15 protein-coding genes, 2 rRNA genes and 1 pseudogene are annotated in these 17,442 nt (G+C 50.9%); 17 read left to right on the forward strand and 1 reads right to left on the reverse strand.

All coding sequences use genetic code 11. The annotated features are described in order from the left end of the window. Positions 1 to 30: 30 nt before the first annotated feature. A 23S ribosomal RNA gene (locus LA337_00735) occupies positions 31 to 2,938 on the forward strand. Between the two features lie 96 nt (positions 2,939 to 3,034). Beyond that, positions 3,035 to 3,150, forward strand: a 5S ribosomal RNA gene (gene rrf / locus LA337_00740). A 113-nt stretch (positions 3,151 to 3,263) separates the two neighbouring features. Here rrf and LA337_00745 read toward each other — a convergent pair. Beyond that, positions 3,264 to 3,374 (reverse strand): annotated as a pseudogene (locus tag LA337_00745) (GNAT family N-acetyltransferase). Positions 3,375 to 3,639: 265 nt separating this feature from the next. Here LA337_00745 and LA337_00750 point away from each other — a divergent pair. The 15 genes from LA337_00750 (at position 3,640) to LA337_00820 (ending at position 17,433) form a co-directional block, all read left to right on the forward strand. Next, positions 3,640 to 4,674: a ParA family protein gene (locus LA337_00750; protein UBI16273.1), complete on the forward strand. Its 1,035-nt coding sequence runs from the start codon at positions 3,640 to 3,642 to the stop codon at positions 4,672 to 4,674. Then, positions 4,671 to 6,035 (forward strand): replicative DNA helicase, encoded by a 1,365-nt coding sequence (dnaB, locus tag LA337_00755; protein ID UBI16274.1) that lies wholly within the window; start codon positions 4,671 to 4,673, stop codon positions 6,033 to 6,035. The genes LA337_00750 and dnaB overlap by 4 nt, the downstream gene beginning before the upstream one ends. Then, entirely contained in the window at positions 6,028 to 7,827 is a 1,800-nt protein-coding gene (locus LA337_00760; protein ID UBI16275.1) for a ParB family protein, read from the forward strand. The genes dnaB and LA337_00760 overlap by 8 nt, the downstream gene beginning before the upstream one ends. 13 nt (positions 7,828 to 7,840) lie before the next feature. Then, positions 7,841 to 8,044, forward strand: a complete 204-nt coding sequence (locus LA337_00765) for a TraR/DksA C4-type zinc finger protein (protein ID UBI18370.1) — start codon at positions 7,841 to 7,843, stop codon at positions 8,042 to 8,044. Beyond that, the gene (locus LA337_00770) at positions 8,041 to 8,301 is read left to right on the forward strand and encodes a hypothetical protein (GenBank protein UBI16276.1); all 261 of its coding nucleotides are present in this window, start codon (positions 8,041 to 8,043) and stop codon (positions 8,299 to 8,301) included. The genes LA337_00765 and LA337_00770 overlap by 4 nt, the downstream gene beginning before the upstream one ends. Beyond that, the gene (locus LA337_00775) at positions 8,288 to 9,010 is read left to right on the forward strand and encodes a DUF2786 domain-containing protein (protein UBI16277.1); all 723 of its coding nucleotides are present in this window, start codon (positions 8,288 to 8,290) and stop codon (positions 9,008 to 9,010) included. Before LA337_00770 ends, LA337_00775 begins: the two co-directional genes overlap by 14 nt. 84 nt (positions 9,011 to 9,094) lie before the next feature. Further along, positions 9,095 to 9,652 (forward strand): DUF2857 domain-containing protein, encoded by a 558-nt coding sequence (locus LA337_00780; GenBank protein ID UBI16278.1) that lies wholly within the window; start codon positions 9,095 to 9,097, stop codon positions 9,650 to 9,652. Beyond that, entirely contained in the window at positions 9,652 to 9,900 is a 249-nt protein-coding gene (locus LA337_00785) for a hypothetical protein (GenBank protein ID UBI16279.1), read from the forward strand. The genes LA337_00780 and LA337_00785 overlap by 1 nt, the downstream gene beginning before the upstream one ends. A gap of 29 nt (positions 9,901 to 9,929) precedes the next feature. After that, entirely contained in the window at positions 9,930 to 11,240 is a 1,311-nt protein-coding gene (locus LA337_00790; GenBank protein ID UBI16280.1) for a helix-turn-helix domain-containing protein, read from the forward strand. Between the two features lie 333 nt (positions 11,241 to 11,573). Next, the gene (locus LA337_00795; GenBank protein UBI16281.1) at positions 11,574 to 12,350 is read left to right on the forward strand and encodes a TIGR03761 family integrating conjugative element protein; all 777 of its coding nucleotides are present in this window, start codon (positions 11,574 to 11,576) and stop codon (positions 12,348 to 12,350) included. Between the two features lie 110 nt (positions 12,351 to 12,460). Then, positions 12,461 to 14,452 (forward strand): DNA topoisomerase III, encoded by a 1,992-nt coding sequence (topB, locus tag LA337_00800; GenBank protein UBI16282.1) that lies wholly within the window; start codon positions 12,461 to 12,463, stop codon positions 14,450 to 14,452. A gap of 667 nt (positions 14,453 to 15,119) precedes the next feature. After that, positions 15,120 to 15,569, forward strand: coding sequence for a DUF3577 domain-containing protein (locus tag LA337_00805; protein ID UBI16283.1), 450 nt, complete (start codon positions 15,120 to 15,122; stop codon positions 15,567 to 15,569). 80 nt (positions 15,570 to 15,649) lie between these two features. Beyond that, positions 15,650 to 15,868 carry a hypothetical protein gene (locus LA337_00810; protein ID UBI16284.1) on the forward strand — a complete coding sequence of 73 codons (219 nt, stop codon included), beginning with the start codon at positions 15,650 to 15,652 and terminating at the stop codon, positions 15,866 to 15,868. Positions 15,869 to 15,880: 12 nt separating this feature from the next. Next, the gene (locus LA337_00815; GenBank protein UBI16285.1) at positions 15,881 to 16,417 is read left to right on the forward strand and encodes a single-stranded DNA-binding protein; all 537 of its coding nucleotides are present in this window, start codon (positions 15,881 to 15,883) and stop codon (positions 16,415 to 16,417) included. Between the two features lie 65 nt (positions 16,418 to 16,482). Further along, positions 16,483 to 17,433 carry an Rpn family recombination-promoting nuclease/putative transposase gene (locus tag LA337_00820; GenBank protein UBI16286.1) on the forward strand — a complete coding sequence of 317 codons (951 nt, stop codon included), beginning with the start codon at positions 16,483 to 16,485 and terminating at the stop codon, positions 17,431 to 17,433. Positions 17,434 to 17,442 lie beyond the last annotated feature (9 nt).

Raw genomic sequence — 17,442 nt, forward strand, 5'->3', positions numbered from 1 at the left:
AATCAGAAGTGAAACATCTTCGGGTTGTGAGGTTAAGCGACTAAGCGTACACGGTGGATGCCCTGGCAGTCAGAGGCGATGAAGGACGTGCTAATCTGCGATAAGCGTCGGTAAGGTGATATGAACCGTTATAACCGGCGATTTCCGAATGGGGAAACCCAGTGTGATCCGTCACACTATCATTACGTGAATACATAGCGTAATGAAGCGAACCGGGGGAACTGAAACATCTAAGTACCCCGAGGAAAAGAAATCAACCGAGATTCCCCCAGTAGCGGCGAGCGAACGGGGAGCAGCCCAGAGTCTGAATCAGCATGTGTGTTAGTGGAACGGTCTGGAAAGTCCGGCGATACAGGGTGATAGCCCCGTACACAAAAGTGCATATGTTGTGAACTCGAAGAGTAGGGCGGGACACGTGGTATCCTGTCTGAATATGGGGGGACCATCCTCCAAGGCTAAATACTCCTGACTGACCGATAGTGAACCAGTACCGTGAGGGAAAGGCGAAAAGAACCCCGGCGAGGGGAGTGAAAAAGAACCTGAAACCGTGTACGTACAAGCAGTGGGAGCACCCTTTGGGGTGTGACTGCGTACCTTTTGTATAATGGGTCAGCGACTTATATTCTGTAGCAAGGTTAACCGTATAGGGGAGCCGAAGGGAAACCGAGTCTTAACTGGGCGTTAAGTTGCAGGGTATAGACCCGAAACCCGGTGATCTAGCCATGGGCAGGTTGAAGGTTGGGTAACACTAACTGGAGGACCGAACCGACTAATGTTGAAAAATTAGCGGATGACTTGTGGCTGGGGGTGAAAGGCCAATCAAACCGGGAGATAGCTGGTTCTCCCCGAAAGCTATTTAGGTAGCGCCTCGTGAATTCATCTTCGGGGGTAGAGCACTGTTTCGGCTAGGGGGTCATCCCGACTTACCAACCCGATGCAAACTGCGAATACCGAAGAATGTTATCACGGGAGACACACGGCGGGTGCTAACGTCCGTCGTGAAGAGGGAAACAACCCAGACCGCCAGCTAAGGTCCCAAAGTCATGGTTAAGTGGGAAACGATGTGGGAAGGCACAGACAGCCAGGATGTTGGCTTAGAAGCAGCCATCATTTAAAGAAAGCGTAATAGCTCACTGGTCGAGTCGGCCTGCGCGGAAGATGTAACGGGGCTAAACCATGCACCGAAGCTGCGGCAGCGACACTATGTGTTGTTGGGTAGGGGAGCGTTCTGTAAGCCGTTGAAGGTGTGCTGTGAGGCATGCTGGAGGTATCAGAAGTGCGAATGCTGACATAAGTAACGATAATGCGGGTGAAAAACCCGCACGCCGGAAGACCAAGGGTTCCTGTCCAACGTTAATCGGGGCAGGGTGAGTCGACCCCTAAGGCGAGGCCGAAAGGCGTAGTCGATGGGAAACAGGTTAATATTCCTGTACTTGGTGTTACTGCGAAGGGGGGACGGAGAAGGCTATGTTAGCCGGGCGACGGTTGTCCCGGTTTAAGCATGTAGGCGGAGGTTCCAGGTAAATCCGGTACCTTATTAACGCTGAGGTGTGATGACGAGGCACTACGGTGCTGAAGTAACAAATGCCCTGCTTCCAGGAAAAGCCTCTAAGCATCAGGTAACACGAAATCGTACCCCAAACCGACACAGGTGGTCAGGTAGAGAATACCAAGGCGCTTGAGAGAACTCGGGTGAAGGAACTAGGCAAAATGGTGCCGTAACTTCGGGAGAAGGCACGCTGATATGTAGGTGAAGTGATTTACTCATGGAGCTGAAATCAGTCGAAGATACCAGCTGGCTGCAACTGTTTATTAAAAACACAGCACTGTGCAAACACGAAAGTGGACGTATACGGTGTGACGCCTGCCCGGTGCCGGAAGGTTAATTGATGGGGTTATCCGTAAGGAGAAGCTCTTGATCGAAGCCCCGGTAAACGGCGGCCGTAACTATAACGGTCCTAAGGTAGCGAAATTCCTTGTCGGGTAAGTTCCGACCTGCACGAATGGCGTAATGATGGCCAGGCTGTCTCCACCCGAGACTCAGTGAAATTGAACTCGCTGTGAAGATGCAGTGTACCCGCGGCAAGACGGAAAGACCCCGTGAACCTTTACTATAGCTTGACACTGAACACTGGTCCTTGATGTGTAGGATAGGTGGGAGGCTTTGAAGCGTGGACGCCAGTCTGCGTGGAGCCAACCTTGAAATACCACCCTTTAATGGCTGGTGTTCTAACGTAGACCCGTTACCCGGGTTGCGGACAGTGTCTGGTGGGTAGTTTGACTGGGGCGGTCTCCTCCTAAAGAGTAACGGAGGAGCACGAAGGTTAGCTAATCCTGGTCGGACATCAGGAGGTTAGTGCAAAGGCATAAGCTAGCTTGACTGCGAGAGTGACGGCTCGAGCAGGTGCGAAAGCAGGTCTTAGTGATCCGGTGGTTCTGAATGGAAGGGCCATCGCTCAACGGATAAAAGGTACTCCGGGGATAACAGGCTGATACCGCCCAAGAGTTCATATCGACGGCGGTGTTTGGCACCTCGATGTCGGCTCATCACATCCTGGGGCTGAAGTAGGTCCCAAGGGTATGGCTGTTCGCCATTTAAAGTGGTACGCGAGCTGGGTTTAGAACGTCGTGAGACAGTTCGGTCCCTATCTGCCGTGGGCGCTGGAGAATTGAGGGGGGCTGCTCCTAGTACGAGAGGACCGGAGTGGACGCATCACTGGTGTTCGGGTTGTCATGCCAATGGCATTGCCCGGTAGCTAAATGCGGAAAAGATAAGTGCTGAAAGCATCTAAGCACGAAACTTGCCCCGAGATGAGTTCTCCCTGAGACTTTAAGTCTCCTGAAGGAACGTTAAAGACTATGACGTTGATAGGTCGGGTGTGTAAGTGTAGCGATACATTGAGCTAACCGATACTAATGAACCGTGAGGCTTAACCTTACAACGCCGAAGATGTTTTGGCGAAGACAGACACAATATTCAGCTTGATTACAGATTACATTAACCGGCTAAAGGCGGGTTAATAAACAGAATTTGCCTGGCGGCTGTAGCGCGGTGGTCCCACCTGACCCCATGCCGAACTCAGAAGTGAAACGCCGTAGCGCCGATGGTAGTGTGGGGTCTCCCCATGCGAGAGTAGGGAACTGCCAGGCATCAAACAAGTGAAGAAGCCCATCCTGACGGATGGGCTTTTTTGCGTCTGTACGGAGTGAAAACTGCCGGATGCGGCGCAACCGCCTTATCCGGCCTGTAAAAGCTTGTCCTGCTACCCACGCTCGAGGTTGAGTAACGGGTACGGCCGTCCGAGATCGTCCACTTCTGTACGTCCCGTCACGTTAAATCCCATCTTCTTATAGAGCCCAGATGTCTTCTTGTTAACAGGCATGGTTATCTTACATATGGGTTTTGTGCGGGGAAGCGCTGTGAGGATATTGAGAGATGACCGGTTGGAAAGTTTCAGAAACTATAAAAGCAAAAACCCGCCTTTAGGGCGGGTTCTTTAAATAGTGGTGCCCGGACTCGGAATCGAACCAAGGACACGGGGATTTTCAATCCCCTTGTCAAAAAGTTAGACGCCGCTTTGACTTTTTGAATTGGTAGCAGGCAGACGAACACATTCGAATAAATTTCGAGTGTATTGCATGCAAACTGTATCTCGCGTTAAGTGTTCCCCCCAGGTTTCAACCGGGGAGTCTGTAGAAAGAAAACCAGACGCCAGTATTCATTTGGTACAGCAGGTTTCACCGCATTCGTTGTTACTCCCTGATGAGCAACAATTCCCGGTAGTATTGCCAGTAGTATCCACTAAGGGCGGAGAAGGGAAGTCAACCAAGGCAGGCAATATTGCGGGTTACACCGCCGATGCTGGTCTGAAAACACTGCTAATCGATGGTGATTATAATCAGCCAACAGCCAGCAGTATTTTTAAACTTCACTATGAAGCACCCTGCGGACTGTATGAATTACTTATGCAGACTGCTGACCTTAACAACCCTGACAGCATCATTTCCCGCACGGTTATTCCCAATCTTGACGTCATCATTTCCAACGATCCTGACGATCGTCTTTCCAATGATATGCTGCATGCAGCTGATGGCAGAATGCGTCTGCGTAATGTCCTGCAGCATCCTCTTTTCAGACAATATGACGTCATAATCGTCGATTCCAAAGGCGCTGGCGGGGTGATGGTGGAGCTCGTGGTGCTCGCTGCGACTCAAAGCGTCATGGGTGTTATTAAACCGATTTTACCCGATGTACGTGAGTTCCTACGCGGCACTGTACGTCTTTTATCCAAACTTCTGGTTCTGGAACCCTACGGTATCCATATTCCCGATATTCGAATTCTCGCCAACTGTGTTGAACCCACTGTACTGGATCGAAACACCCTCAACGAACTCAAGGCAATCGTGGATAAAGGTCAGTACCCCCAGTCAGACCGTATTGCCATATCAATGCTGAATACCGAAATAGAGCAACTGGAAGTCTACAAACGTGGGCATGCGTGCGGGCAGCCAGTTCATCGTCTCGAATATAAAACTGACCGGGTAAGCCTGCCGGCAGCGGAGTCCATGCACCACCTGGTCTGTGAGTTATTTCCTCAATGGAAAGATAAGTTTGATGCGGTTCTGGTTAACCGGCCTCAGCCCGGATTTGGTCAGGGGGCGGATGAGGTATGAGCCATAAATCTGTTTCTGCAGAGTCCATGCTGTTTAATGTCGGAGCTGAAACCGGTGTTCTGGGCGGACTGATGCTCGATAACGACCGCTGGGATGAAATTGCGCCGCTTCTGAATTCCGGAGATTTTTATTATGGCCAGCATCAGACCATTTTTCGGGAGATAGAACGGTTGGTCAGTGCCGGCCTGCCCATTGACCTGATAACCCTGTCCGAATCCATGGAGCGAAAAGATCTGCTGGAGCGGTGCGGGGGGTTCGCTTATCTGGCTGAACTGTCAAAAAACACGCCCAGCGCCGCCAATATCGTTGCTTATGCCGAAATTGTGCGCGAGTACAGTCGTAAGCGACGACTGGTTAAGCTGGGGCATGAGCTACATCAACTGGCCTCAGTCGGCGATGCGGATATACCCGGTCTTATTGAAAATGCCGAAAAGCAGTTATTTAGTCTGGCTCAGCAGGCCTGTGACCCCGACATTTGTCTGAGCGTAACGACTCAGGTCGCTGACACGGTCAGCTGGCTGGAATCGGTCAGTGGGGGAAGCGGTGTGACCGGTACAGCGACAGGTTTTGCTGAACTGGATGAGAAAACCTGTGGCTGGCAGGACGGTGACCTGATTTTACTGGGGGCCCGGCCATCAATGGGGAAAACGGCAGAAGCGCTGAAACATGCCGTTGCTGCGCTGGAAGGCAGTCCCGGCAAGACCGTTCAGTTCTACAGCATAGAGATGCCAACCCAGCAGCTGATAATGCGTCTGCTTTCAATGCTGGCCAGAGTGCCCTTCGATAACCTGCGCAAAGGTCTGCTGAGCGAAGGGCAGTGGAGTTTACTTGCGGATGCCGTAGCAAAACTGACCTCCTGGGAAGGACGTTTGCTGATAGACGATACCAGTTATCAGACGCCTTCCACGTTACGTATCAGCGCGCGGCGTAATGTGCGTAAATACGGTCAGCCCTCCCTTATTCTTGTCGATTATCTACAGTTGATGAGTTGTCCTGGACGCGAGAACCGCACTCAGGAAATTCAGGAGATTTCCCGCTCGCTCAAGTCACTGGCCAAAGAGATAAGGTGCCCTGTGGCAGCTTTATCCCAGCTCAATCGCAGCGTTGAACAACGTCAGGATAAACGTCCGATGGTCAGTGACCTTCGGGATTCCGGCTCACTGGAGCAGGATGCGGATGTCATCATGTTCCTGTACCGCGATGAAGTTTATAACGAGCACTCCCCGGATAGAGGCATAGCTGAAATCATTCTGGGCAAGCAACGTCAGGGGCCGCTGGGCACTGTCAAAGTTCGCTTTGAGGGGGAGTATATGCGCTTCTCGGAGTATCACCTTGGTTATGGGGAGGTGAGCTATGGCTAAAGCACCACTGTTAAATCTTAATAATGCGCTGCTACAGGGGGCGAAGGAATCATCTGCAGCTACAACCGCTGCTCTTGCGATTATGCCTACCAGTGAAATGCCGATGGTGCTGACGCTCGATGAGGTAGCTCCTAACCCGGACAATCCTCGCACAACACGCAATCCTAAGTACGATGAAATCAAGGAATCCATCCGAGCCCGTGGTCTGGATACGGTTCCTAAAGTGACGAAAAACCCGGATATCCCCGGCTCTCCTTATATTTTCAGCGATGGTGGTAACACCCGCTACGCCATTCTGCGAGAGCTGTTTGCTGAAACACAGGATGAACGCTTTTACCGCTTTCACGCACTGTTCAAGCCATGGCCTGGCAGGCTTGAGTGTCTGGTAGGGCATCTGGCCGAGAATGATGTACGGGGGGATCTAACCTTTATCGACAAAGCGTTGGGAATAAAAAAAGCTCGCGCCATTCACGAAGAAACTCTTGGGCGAACGGTAACTCTGCGAGAGCTGGCGGACCTGCTGGGACAGCAGGGGTACCCCATTCACTATTCAATGATCAGCCGTATGGAACATACGGTGGAGTATCTTTATCCCTTTATGCCGGAGTTGCTGATTTCTGGGTTAGGTAAGCCCCAGATAGTTAATTTATTAAATCTGCGATCTGATGCTTTAAAAATTTGGCAGCAATATTCGGTGATGACTGAGACTGATAGTGATTTTAATGAGGTGTTCGGTCGTGTCTGTACTCAGTTTGACGATCCGGAGGTGTATTCCTTCGAAATGTTCAGAGATGAATTTATCGGTATGTTGGTGAATGTTTTACCACACCCTTCTCTTAACTATGATCGGTGGCTACTTGAGCTGGATCCTAAGGCACGTAACCAGAGAAAGTTATTTGGTGAGCCAGAACCTGTGGCATCTCATCTGGTGGATGCAGATCGCCAGACATGGCAGAGCACTGCATCATTGCCGGGTACTGCAAACGATGAGAATCAACAAGGCGGTTCCTCTTTAAAACCGAAGCTGAATAACGCCCCTGTCTTACCTAAACAACCAGATCCAGATAATGACGATGGGGATAACGATGATGTGGCCGGCGAATGGTTCGATTCTTGTGGATCACCTCGTTTACCTAAAACTGAAGTCCAGAACGATTTCCTCGGGGGACCCTCAGTTTTAACCGGTGATGTTATTCCTGATGGGTACCACTTTATTCCCGACGCCGGAAATATCGCTGTCAGTGCATCAGCTTTCGCTGGCGCTCAGGTGGGATTGACTGCGGATACTCCTTCTGACGCCGTTAGTATTGCCAGCGAGATGCCAGGTCTCTCACTTTTACCCACAGAACCAGCACTTTCCTCAGTTGAGTTTGCCAACGTAGGGCTCGAGCCTGTTACTGATATCTGGGCCATTCCGGCTCTGCAGGATGATATCGAACATCTGCAGGACATGGCTTACCGGCTTGCTTATGAACTTGCAGAGGCGATGGGCTGTGAGGTTCATGTCAGTGAAGATAAAAATGCCAGTGCGGCCGGGTTCTCTGTTTCAGAACACGGCGGAGAATTTGCTCTTTTTCTGGCAGGGCTTTCCGGTCACGTGCCGAATAAACAATTCAACATGTTTATGTTCTGTCTCAACTTCTTTGGCTCCCAATCAGCGGGAGATACGCCTGTTTTTGACGATGTGCATGTAGTGAAGAGTCTGCGCCTTATTCGTGTTATTCGCCGTCTGCGCGAGTTGCAGAGAAATATGGCGGCTGAACAAAATGACGGGAGGGGGCATGAGCATTGATGTTGATGATGCGATGGCTCAGAACGAATCGCAGGTAAACATTGACAGCCGGTTTGCTGAAATCCGGGCTGCTCTTCGGATTCAGGGACATGTATCACGACGACATTGTCGGGACTGTGGTGATGAAATCCCTGACTCACGCCGTGAGTCCATCCCCGGGGTAAGCCTGTGCATGCACTGTGAGGAATGGCGAGAATCAGGAGATAAAAAATCATGAAGAGTCTGAAAAAGCCCCGCTCGCATTATCAGTGGGTCGGTGCCACGGTTGTTACCACACAGGAGTTGAGCAGTGGACTGGCGGTTATTCCTGTCGGAAGTCGAGGTGTAGTGAATGCAGCAAAGCGCGGGCTGTCGGTAATATTTGATGCCTGCCCATGTTGCGGTGTTCAGCTAAGGCTGACCCGTATTCGTCCTGAGATGCTTGATATTGTGGCATATCCGGAAATTGAGGAGGTGACTCGTGTCGGCGAATGAAAAAGTTCTTTCACGTATCAAGAAGCTAATGGTACTGGCCGAAAAAACAGGTAATCCCTATGAGGCATCAGTGGCTTTACGGCAGGCCCAGGCATTGATGATGAAATACGATGTAACCCCGGCGAGCGTGGTACCGGGAGAAATAACAAGTGAGACCTGCAGGAATATCCCCAGTAATGCTCTTTCGGTACCGGGTTGGCTGAATGCTCTGGTTACAGTGGTTTGCATGACCGCGGGCTGTCGCAGCTATTACGGCTGGTATCAGCACAGTGATCATAAGAAGCGTCGCAGCGTAACATTTTACGGGTTTGGTGAACGTCCGGCGGTGGCGGGTTATTTGTTTGGCGTTGTCTCCCGTCAGTTGAAGCGTGATGCCGAACATTATCTCCATACCGCGTGCGCACATCCGTTACTGAAACTTTCCACTATCCGTCGCCGTATGGATGAATACCGCTTGTATTGGGTGGCCGGAGTATGGACGGTTCTGGAGTCATTTGAACCTGAAACATCAGAAAAAGTTCTACTCGACCGCTGGTTAACACAGCAGCAGCGCAATCTGACCCCTGCGAAAGTACGGCAGCCGGAAGGGTGTCGTAACGCCAAAAAAGTGAGGCAGGCTGCATGGACAGCTGGTAGGCAGGCTGAGATTTATCCGGCTATGGATTATCGCAGTGAGGAGCATTCGCTTCAGGAGGTATCCAATGGTTAACGTTCTGGCGTTTATTCTCGCTCCAGGGGCCTGTAATCAATTAATTGTCTTGGATAATGAAAGTGTTCACGTTCAGGAGGCGATATGACTTTTTCACTTGCACAGGGTGCCAACAGTCTTTTGTTTAATCTGGTTATGGAACTGAGAGGTGGAAACATTCGGCGATGTGAGGCGCTGGGGTTGAAACCTGAAGAAATGCGTCTCCTCAGAAGCCTGACGATGGAAGAACTGCATTATCTGTCAGGCAGCCCTGTTTCTGTATTAAATGTAGCAATACATCATGAAAATCTAAAACGAATGCTGGACCAGGCCAATCGTGAGCAAAAGCGTAGCGAACGAATTGATCGTGCTATTGCTCTTGGTGCATCAATAGAGATGATGGGGATCTTCTTTGGTCTGAATGCTTCAGATGTCAGTTCTAAACGGCGGCTAGAGGGTATCCAGACACGTCAGGGACGTTGTCAGTCACCTGATGAGGAGTGTGAAGCGAAGATATGGCGTCTCTGGCATGAGGCCAATATCAGCGATATAGAAAGTCTTAACTCTCTTGAAACTATGATGCTTATTGCGGAAGAGGCTGATGTCAGTCTCACGGTGATCTGGGGATTAATCAAAAACTGGTGTACGGGGGAGGTAGCCTGATGGATTCACTGGCACCCTCCTTTCAGTTTTACCGTACTGACCCGAGAAATGTGAGTAAAGCTGTCACGTCAAAGGCGCGTACACTGCTTTCCCTGTACCAGCAGGGAAAGCGAGTCTACAGCCAGATAGGACAGAAAGGATATCTCAAGATTGATCTGGGATTACGCTGGCGTCTGCTGAGTAAGGATGCAGGTAAAAGCTGGTTAATTATGTCTCACCAGACCTATAACCGGGAACTGAAACGATGAGAGACGCATCGATAACAACAGAAAGAACGATGCAAACACCGGCTCAGGTGATGGAAGAACCCGGTACATCCGTTCACCGTTTGCCTGCAGATGATATCATTGACTACACCTTGTCGAAGATACAGGCACGGCTTGACGGTACGCCGGGTTCGTCGGGGCAGGAGCGTAACGGACTGCTGTTTACAGGTAATATTCACGACGCCTACCCGCGGGCGCTAATCCTGGATATGCGCCTTTCTCCTCTGGATAAAATGTGCTGGATAATGATACGGCAGTATGCCCTGCAGAACGACGGTGCCATCTTCCCCTCTTATGATGAACTTCAGAAACTGCTTTCTTCCCCCGGTTCCGGACAGGCGTCACGCGATACGGTGAGCCGTGCGCTGACCATGCTTCGACTAACGGGCTGGTTGAGTTTGTGCAAGCGGGTGCGTGATAACGGGGGGCGGATACGGGGAAACATTTACGCTCAGCATGATGAGCCAGTCAGTGCGAAGGATGCAGAGATGTTTGACCCGGGATGGCTGGATATGGTGGGTAAAGCCTGCCAGCACAAATACAGAGAGGTCAGCGACACGGCCTTTCATGTTCTGAACGGGATACTTGATGATCCGATGATGCGTCACAGGCATTCGCGGATGACGGAAATTGCGGAACGTCTGACCCGTCCGTCAAAGGTGGGTGATGTTGCCCGCACTCATCAAAATCCGGGTACCGGACTCAGTCTGAATAGCATAAAAAATGAGCATAAATCACTTAGTCCGGTAAACAGACCCGGTTGTGAGAGGGGGGAGAAATCACCGAGTCCGGATAGCAGACTCAGCCTGAAATCAGACAGTTACGACAGAGTCCGGCAACCGGACTGCAATAACGTACGTTCTTTTACACAAAGTGTGATTAAAAAAACGTACGTATCTCCCCAGAGCGGCAAAAATGCGGTTGCCGGAATACCCGAGGGGTTCGTGTGGCCTGATGGTCTGCAGTCCATCCTGCCGGAAAGTGAACAACCCATGCTGGCTCAACAGTTGAATCAGCTTGCACAGAAATCACCAGTTCAGGCTGAACAGATCGCCCTCAGCGTGGTGAATGGCTGGCACCAGAAACGTATCAGCAATCCGGTGGGCTACTTGCTGACTACACTCAGGCAAGCGAGGGCAGGACTGTATCGTCTGGAACCTGCTGTCACTCAGCCTGTTAAGAGCAGATCTGTCGTGCCAGCTGAGCCATCCGCTGCCGGGAAAATCCCGACATGCTCAGCTGAAGCTGATGTCCCTGCAGGTCAGGAAGTCGTGAAGGCGATGGTGGCGCAAATTCGTCAGAGAATGAACTCCTCTCAATGATTGGTTAAAAAATACACTTTGCTGCCAGTGGCAGTATGGTACAAAAAATGACCGGAGACTGTATTTGGGTCTGCCAGAAAGTGTATTGGTTGAAAAATGAGCTTTGTTGCCAGTGGCAACACGGTATAAAAAATGACCAGAGACTGTATTCAGGTCTGCCAGAAAGTGTATTGGTTGAAAAATGAGCTTTACTGCCCGAGGCTGCATGGTACAAAACGACCACTTATTGAAAACCTAATCTTTGGATTAAGAATTTTGCATTGTGACTTCTGGCTTACCTGACTAATTATCGCCCTCACTAAATACGTTTTATTCGATGGTGAGGGTTTGGTGATGAGTGAGAACGAACAGGTATCAGTGTCCAGAAAAGCGGGTGCTTTACGTTCGGCGCTGAACATAGCGTTGAATACTGATTATGCAATAAATTTGTGGCAGGGGCGTCCTCCGGAAGAAGAGGGGGAAAAGGAGGGGAAGAAAAAAGAGCGTCGTCAGAGTCTTATTTTCAGTATGCCAGCCTTCATTCAAAAAGCAGGTCGTATTAATGCCGATTCATTTAATGACAATCCGTATGCTGATCAGAAGATGCTTGAGCTTGAGACACTTTTGCAGTCCGCTTCGGTCAAGATGAATGAAGAGCTTGTTGCACTCAAGAAGTCAATGTCAATGCTACCCCCTCAGGCGACTATTTCTGAAGTCAACTGTGCTTCTCCTTTAAATATTGGAGTTTTCAGTCGTACACCTCTGGGTTATCGATGTGTATGGCTTCTGGTTGGCTTTGACCAACTGGCAATGCAGGCTTTTCAGGCTGCGCATTATGGTTTTATCTCCCGGCAAGAGCTACACCGTAGCCTTCGACGGGGAGGGCATCTAATCCGTCAGATCTATGGTGCCGCTCAGAAATATCGATTTTTTCAGGTGAACCGCCGCGATTTTGCATTACAGAATGCTCAGTACCATGAGGCAATCAGGAACGCTGGCGAAATTGACGAAGCTGTTTTGTTGGGGCAAAAACGTTCCTCTTTTTCACCCCCAGTCAGTAAGGAGAGTATTGAACTTCTACTGGCGGCAAATGCAAAAGCAGACAAAGCAGATATTGTGCAATTACTGTAAGAACCGTCAGAAGAACAGATTGTGGCTGACCCTTCTTTATTTGTCGCTGATTCGAAATGAATCGATGGTTAAGCCCGCAGAAAGGCTGGTTTTCTGAAAGGAGTGTTATCATGCGTCTGGTGTTGTGTGAAAAACCTTCTCAGGGCAGAGATATTGCGAAGTTTCTTGGCGCCACTCAAAGAGGCGAAGGATTCCTGAGTGGTCCGGGAGTTACAGTCACCTGGGCTCGCGGCCATCTGCTGGAGACAGCTGAACCGGAAGTATATGGCGAACAGTATGGTAAGCCATGGCGCACCGATGTGCTTCCTTTATTACCACAGCAGTGGAAACTGGTAGTCAAAGCGGATGCAAAAGCCCAATTCGCGGTAATTAACCGTCTGCTTAAACAGGTAGATGAGGTGGTAATTGCCACGGATGCTGACCGGGAAGGTGAAGTAATCGCCCCTGAGTTGCTGGATTACTGCAAGTTTCAGGGGCGTGTATTCCGGTTGTGGATGTCAGCTCTGGATGATGCCAGTATCCGGTCAGCGTTAGCTGATTTGTGGCCGTCTTCCCGAACTGAATCGCTTTATTATGCTGGCGTGGGCAGGAGCAGGGCTGACTGGCTGATCGGTATGAATCTGACTCGCCTGTTTACACTTCTGGGGCGTGAGGCGGGTATCGGTAACGTTCTTTCAGTTGGCCGGGTACAAACGCCAACGCTGGCGATAGTGGTAAATCGTGATCGTGAAATTGATAACTTCGTGTCGAAACCGTACTTCGAAGTTATTGCCATGCTGGCCGTGAATGGCGTGTTGTTTCCATCCAAATGGGTACCGGCTGCACAGTATTGCGATGAAGAGAAACGCTGTATCCAGCCAGGCGTGGTGGCGCAGGTGGTACAGCTTTGCCGGCAGACACCGACGGGGGCCGTGATTGATTGCCAGACAGAGAGAAAGAAACAGTCCGCGCCGCTGGCATTCAGCCTGAGTTCACTGCAACAGGCCTGCTCACGTCATTGGGGGATGCCGGCCCAGACGGTACTAGATATCGCCCAGAAGTTGTATGAAACCCACAAGCTCACCAGTTATCCCCGTACCGACTGCGGTTATCTGCCAGTCTCGATGCGGGAAGAAATTCCGCAGGTTCTGTCTGCGGTCGTGGGTACTGACCCTGCATTACAGCCTGTGGTCGCGCAGCTGGACACGCAGTTTGTGTCCCGCATCTGGAATGATAAAAAAATCACCGCTCACCACGGCATCATTCCGACAAAACACACCGGTGATTTGAGTAAACTCAGTGATGATGAACGTAATGTTTATCAACTGGTCAGGCTGCACTATCTGGCCCAGTTCATGCCGCTGATGGAGGTTGACGCGACTGAAGCCACCTTTAATATTGGCGGTCAGCTCTTTCGTACCCGTGGCAATGTGGTGGTGAAAGCCGGCTGGAAGTCTCTGTTTGGAAAAATGGCCGATGATGACGAGAAGGGGGATGAGGCTGTTCTGCCTGCCATGCAGGCCGGTCAGGTCTGTCAGGTACAGGGCGCGGAGCAGAAGGCGCTGCAGACCAAACCGCCAGCCCCTTACAACGACGGTACGCTTATTGCCGCGATGACCAATGCGGCGGCGTTCGTCACCGATGACGCGCTGAAAAAAGTGCTCAAAGAGAATGCGGGGATAGGAACTGAGGCAACCCGGGCCGGGATAATCGACACGCTGGTGAAGCGTGGATTTTTGGTGCGGGAGAAGAAGGTGCTGCGGTCAACGCCTCTTGGACGTAGTCTGGTGGATGTGTTGCCAGGAACGTTGACGAATCCGGGCCTTACGGCACTGTGGGAACAGATGCTGGATGAGGTAGCTGCAGGCAGGGTGAGCCTGGATCACTTTATGGCAAAGCAAAGTCAGTGGGTCAGTCAGCTGGTCGCTCAGGGGAGAGCACAGCCACTGAGTATGCAGGCGCCACCTTCACCCCCCTGTCCTGTATGTGGCGGCAAGACGTTGCAGCGCAATGGAAAGAGTGGTTTGTTCTGGGGCTGCCTGAAATATCCGGAGTGCAAAGGTATCGTGAACAATGGTAACAAGGGGCCCAGAGGACGCAGACGAAAACCTTCGCCAGCCTAGAAGACTAACGGGTTGTTTTCTTTCGCTGAATTCTGGTAGCCTTATATCGCTTTGATAAGAGCAGCACCCATGGCTGTGGAACGGTTCGAAAGCTTTGCATGCCTTTCGCAACTCCAGTCAGGAGAACGATCTTTACTCGAAGGATCCGTCCTCAAAGCGCAATCACTCCGTGAAAAACGCGCTGAGCCATTGACCGGCTTCGGAGATTTGATTTTACCTCATGTTCTGGTGCAACAGTTTGGTTGAGAAATGGCCTTCGCGTTAGCGAGGGCCATTTTTTTATGGCGAGACAAAAAATATTTAACGGGTTGACAGGGTTAACTAATGTTCTAAAAATGGTCGCGAATCTTATGTCGCTTAGCGACCACCAATGTTCCAGTGATCTGAGAGGAGCGCCTTCGGGTGATCACAACACCAATGTTCCGGCAATCTGAGAGGGACGCCTTCGGGTGATTGCACACCAATGTCACCGTAGCCTGAGAGGTGACGCCTTCGGGTGGTACAGCCCTTTAATCTTTGGAAACGGCTGTCGCAGCATTTTGCGATGAAGATATTTTAAACTTATTGATCATCAGCGTTTAGCCAGCGTTGATATCCCTGCGGGAATTCATCATCCCGCCAGGGTAGATGTTTTCTCCGCAACGATTTCATTCCATGGAGAAACATCATGTCTAAAGAAACTAACTACTTTAATCTGAATATCAACGGTCTGGGCTATATCACGAATGTACGTCAGGTTGTCAACGGTAACAGTAAGTTTACCTGTTGTACGCTGAATGCCCTTAGTGGTCCGACAGATAATGCAGACTACACCCGCTTTGATGTCACAGTCGCAGGCAAAGACGCAACGAGTTTAATTAACCGCTGCCAGAAGTCCTGTGATGAGGACAAAAAAGTAATGATCGGTTTTGTTCTCAGTGGGATCAAATCCGATATTTTTACCCTTGCAAAAGGTGATCATGCCGGTGAAAACCGTGTCAGCCTGAAGACTCGCCTCATCCGGGTTGACTGGATAAAAATTGACGGTGCAATTGCCTATAAGGCAGAAAAACCGGAATCCACTCCTCCGGCCCAGAGCCAGCCCGCGCAGAAGCAGTACGCGGAAGATTCGTTCTGAGTTCTCCTTAACCCTTCCTGATGGAAACACACTTTCCGTCAGGAAGGTGTGTTCCTGACTTAATGTAAAAGGAACAATCAATGTTAACTTCACCATCATCTTCTACTGGTTTACTGGCAGCAAAATTTGCCGGGTTATCCTTACCTTTACAGGTCCTTCGCAGTGGTGCCGGATATTACATCGGCACGCAAAATGAAGAAGGGCCGGTATCCCGTGAATCTGTTGAGTACTTTTCCACTCAGTCTCAGGCAGAACATGCGCTCAAACAGGGCACATGGTCACAGCGTGAACAGGCTTAAGGAGAGATACTTATGGCTTCTAAAGGTGTAAACAAAGTTATTCTGGTGGGAAATCTGGGACAGGATCCTGAGGTGCGTTATATGCCAAATGGCGGTGCCGTGGTAAACCTCAGTCTGGCAACCTCAGATACCTGGACAGATAAACAGACCGGTGACAAAAAAGAGCGCACTGAATGGCACAGGGTGGTTCTTTACGGCAAGCTGGCCGAAATTGCCAGTGAGTATCTGCGTAAGGGCTCCCAGGTATACATCGAAGGTGCATTACGCACCCGCAAATGGACGGATCAGTCTGGCGTTGAAAAGTACACCACAGAAGTGGTCGTCAGCCAGTCAGGTACGATGCAGATGTTGGGCGGACGAAATAGTGCGGGAAGTGGGCAGCAACAGGGCGGCAGGGGTCAGCCTCAGCAACCAGCAGCGCCTTCTCACAGCGGGACGCCACCTCAACAGCATCCTGCAAATGAGCCGCCAATGGACTTCGACGATGATATCCCGTTCGCGCCGTTCGGGCACAGTGTGGCCAGACATGCGCTTTATGTGCTGTCCTGAAGATTGTCGCTGAATAATGCCTTCCTGTGGAAGGCATTATGTTTTGAACATATGAAGGATACGGAATGGATAACGAAAAGGGCCATAACCGGCCCGGGCACGATGGCCTGTTTAAGCTTTTTCTGCGTGAGCCGGACACTGCGAGGGATTTCCTGGCAGTTCATCTTCCCGCAGATATCCGCGCGCAGGTTCGTCTCGATACGCTGAAGCTTGAAGCGGGTAGTTTTGTGGATCAGAAGCTTCGCGAACTGCACTCGGATGTACTGTATTCGGTGGAAACCGCAGAAGGTCACGCCGGGTACATATACTGTCTTGTGGAACACCAGTCGACCGCAGACCGGATGATGGCCTGGCGGATGATGCGTTACTCGATGGCAGTGATGGATGCCCACCTGAAAAAGGGTAACGGAACACTGCCGGTGGTGGTGCCGTTGCTGTTTTATCAGGGAACGGTGCGGCCTTACCCATACAGTACAGACTGGATGGACTGTTTCGATGTACCGGCGCTGGCGCGGGAGGTTTACTCCCGACCGTGGCCCCTGGTGGATGTCAGCGTCATGGAGGACTGCGACCTGCAGTCTCACCGTCGCATGGCATTACTGGAGCTGGTTCAGCGGGATATCCGGCATCGCGACGCTGCATCGCTGCTGCGTGATGTTGTACAGCTGATTCGACTAGCCGGAAATACCCGGGAGCAGGTGGAAGCCGTCCTGTGTTATATTATCTACAATGGCATGACAAGCGAGAGTATCACGCCGTTTTTATACGAACTGGCCGGTGAGATCCCGGAGTATAAGGAGTTGATCATGGGCACAATTGCACAGCAACTGAAAGAAGAAGGTATCCAGCAGGGTATCCAGCAGGGTATTCAGCAGGAGCGTCAGGCCAGCCTTGAGCGTGAGCAGAAGACGTTACTGGAAACTGCGTATGCCTTGCTTGACAATGGTGTCAGCCTGGAAGTGGTGATTAAATCCACAGGTCTGAGCCGCGAGACGCTGGAACAACCGCGTCATTAACATCAAGGG

It is taken from the genome of Citrobacter europaeus (assembly GCA_020099315.1).
Classification (GTDB): Bacteria; Pseudomonadota; Gammaproteobacteria; order Enterobacterales; family Enterobacteriaceae; genus Citrobacter; species Citrobacter europaeus.

Bases quoted from the DNA above. Each gene is read 5' to 3' on its own strand.
- LA337_00750 (UBI16273.1), top strand. From the start codon at position 3,640: ATGCAAACTGTATCTCGCGTTAAGTGTTCCCCCCAGGTTTCAACCGGG.
- dnaB (UBI16274.1), top strand. From the start codon at position 4,671: ATGAGCCATAAATCTGTTTCTGCAGAGTCCATGCTGTTTAATGTCGGA.
- LA337_00760 (UBI16275.1), top strand. From the start codon at position 6,028: ATGGCTAAAGCACCACTGTTAAATCTTAATAATGCGCTGCTACAGGGG.
- LA337_00765 (UBI18370.1), top strand. From the start codon at position 7,841: ATGGCTCAGAACGAATCGCAGGTAAACATTGACAGCCGGTTTGCTGAA.
- LA337_00770 (UBI16276.1), top strand. From the start codon at position 8,041: ATGAAGAGTCTGAAAAAGCCCCGCTCGCATTATCAGTGGGTCGGTGCC.
- LA337_00780 (UBI16278.1), top strand. From the start codon at position 9,095: ATGACTTTTTCACTTGCACAGGGTGCCAACAGTCTTTTGTTTAATCTG.
- LA337_00785 (UBI16279.1), top strand. From the start codon at position 9,652: ATGGATTCACTGGCACCCTCCTTTCAGTTTTACCGTACTGACCCGAGA.
- LA337_00790 (UBI16280.1), top strand. From the start codon at position 9,930: ATGCAAACACCGGCTCAGGTGATGGAAGAACCCGGTACATCCGTTCAC.
- LA337_00795 (UBI16281.1), top strand. From the start codon at position 11,574: ATGAGTGAGAACGAACAGGTATCAGTGTCCAGAAAAGCGGGTGCTTTA.
- topB (UBI16282.1), top strand. From the start codon at position 12,461: ATGCGTCTGGTGTTGTGTGAAAAACCTTCTCAGGGCAGAGATATTGCG.
- LA337_00805 (UBI16283.1), top strand. From the start codon at position 15,120: ATGTCTAAAGAAACTAACTACTTTAATCTGAATATCAACGGTCTGGGC.
- LA337_00810 (UBI16284.1), top strand. From the start codon at position 15,650: ATGTTAACTTCACCATCATCTTCTACTGGTTTACTGGCAGCAAAATTT.
- LA337_00815 (UBI16285.1), top strand. From the start codon at position 15,881: ATGGCTTCTAAAGGTGTAAACAAAGTTATTCTGGTGGGAAATCTGGGA.
- LA337_00820 (UBI16286.1), top strand. From the start codon at position 16,483: ATGGATAACGAAAAGGGCCATAACCGGCCCGGGCACGATGGCCTGTTT.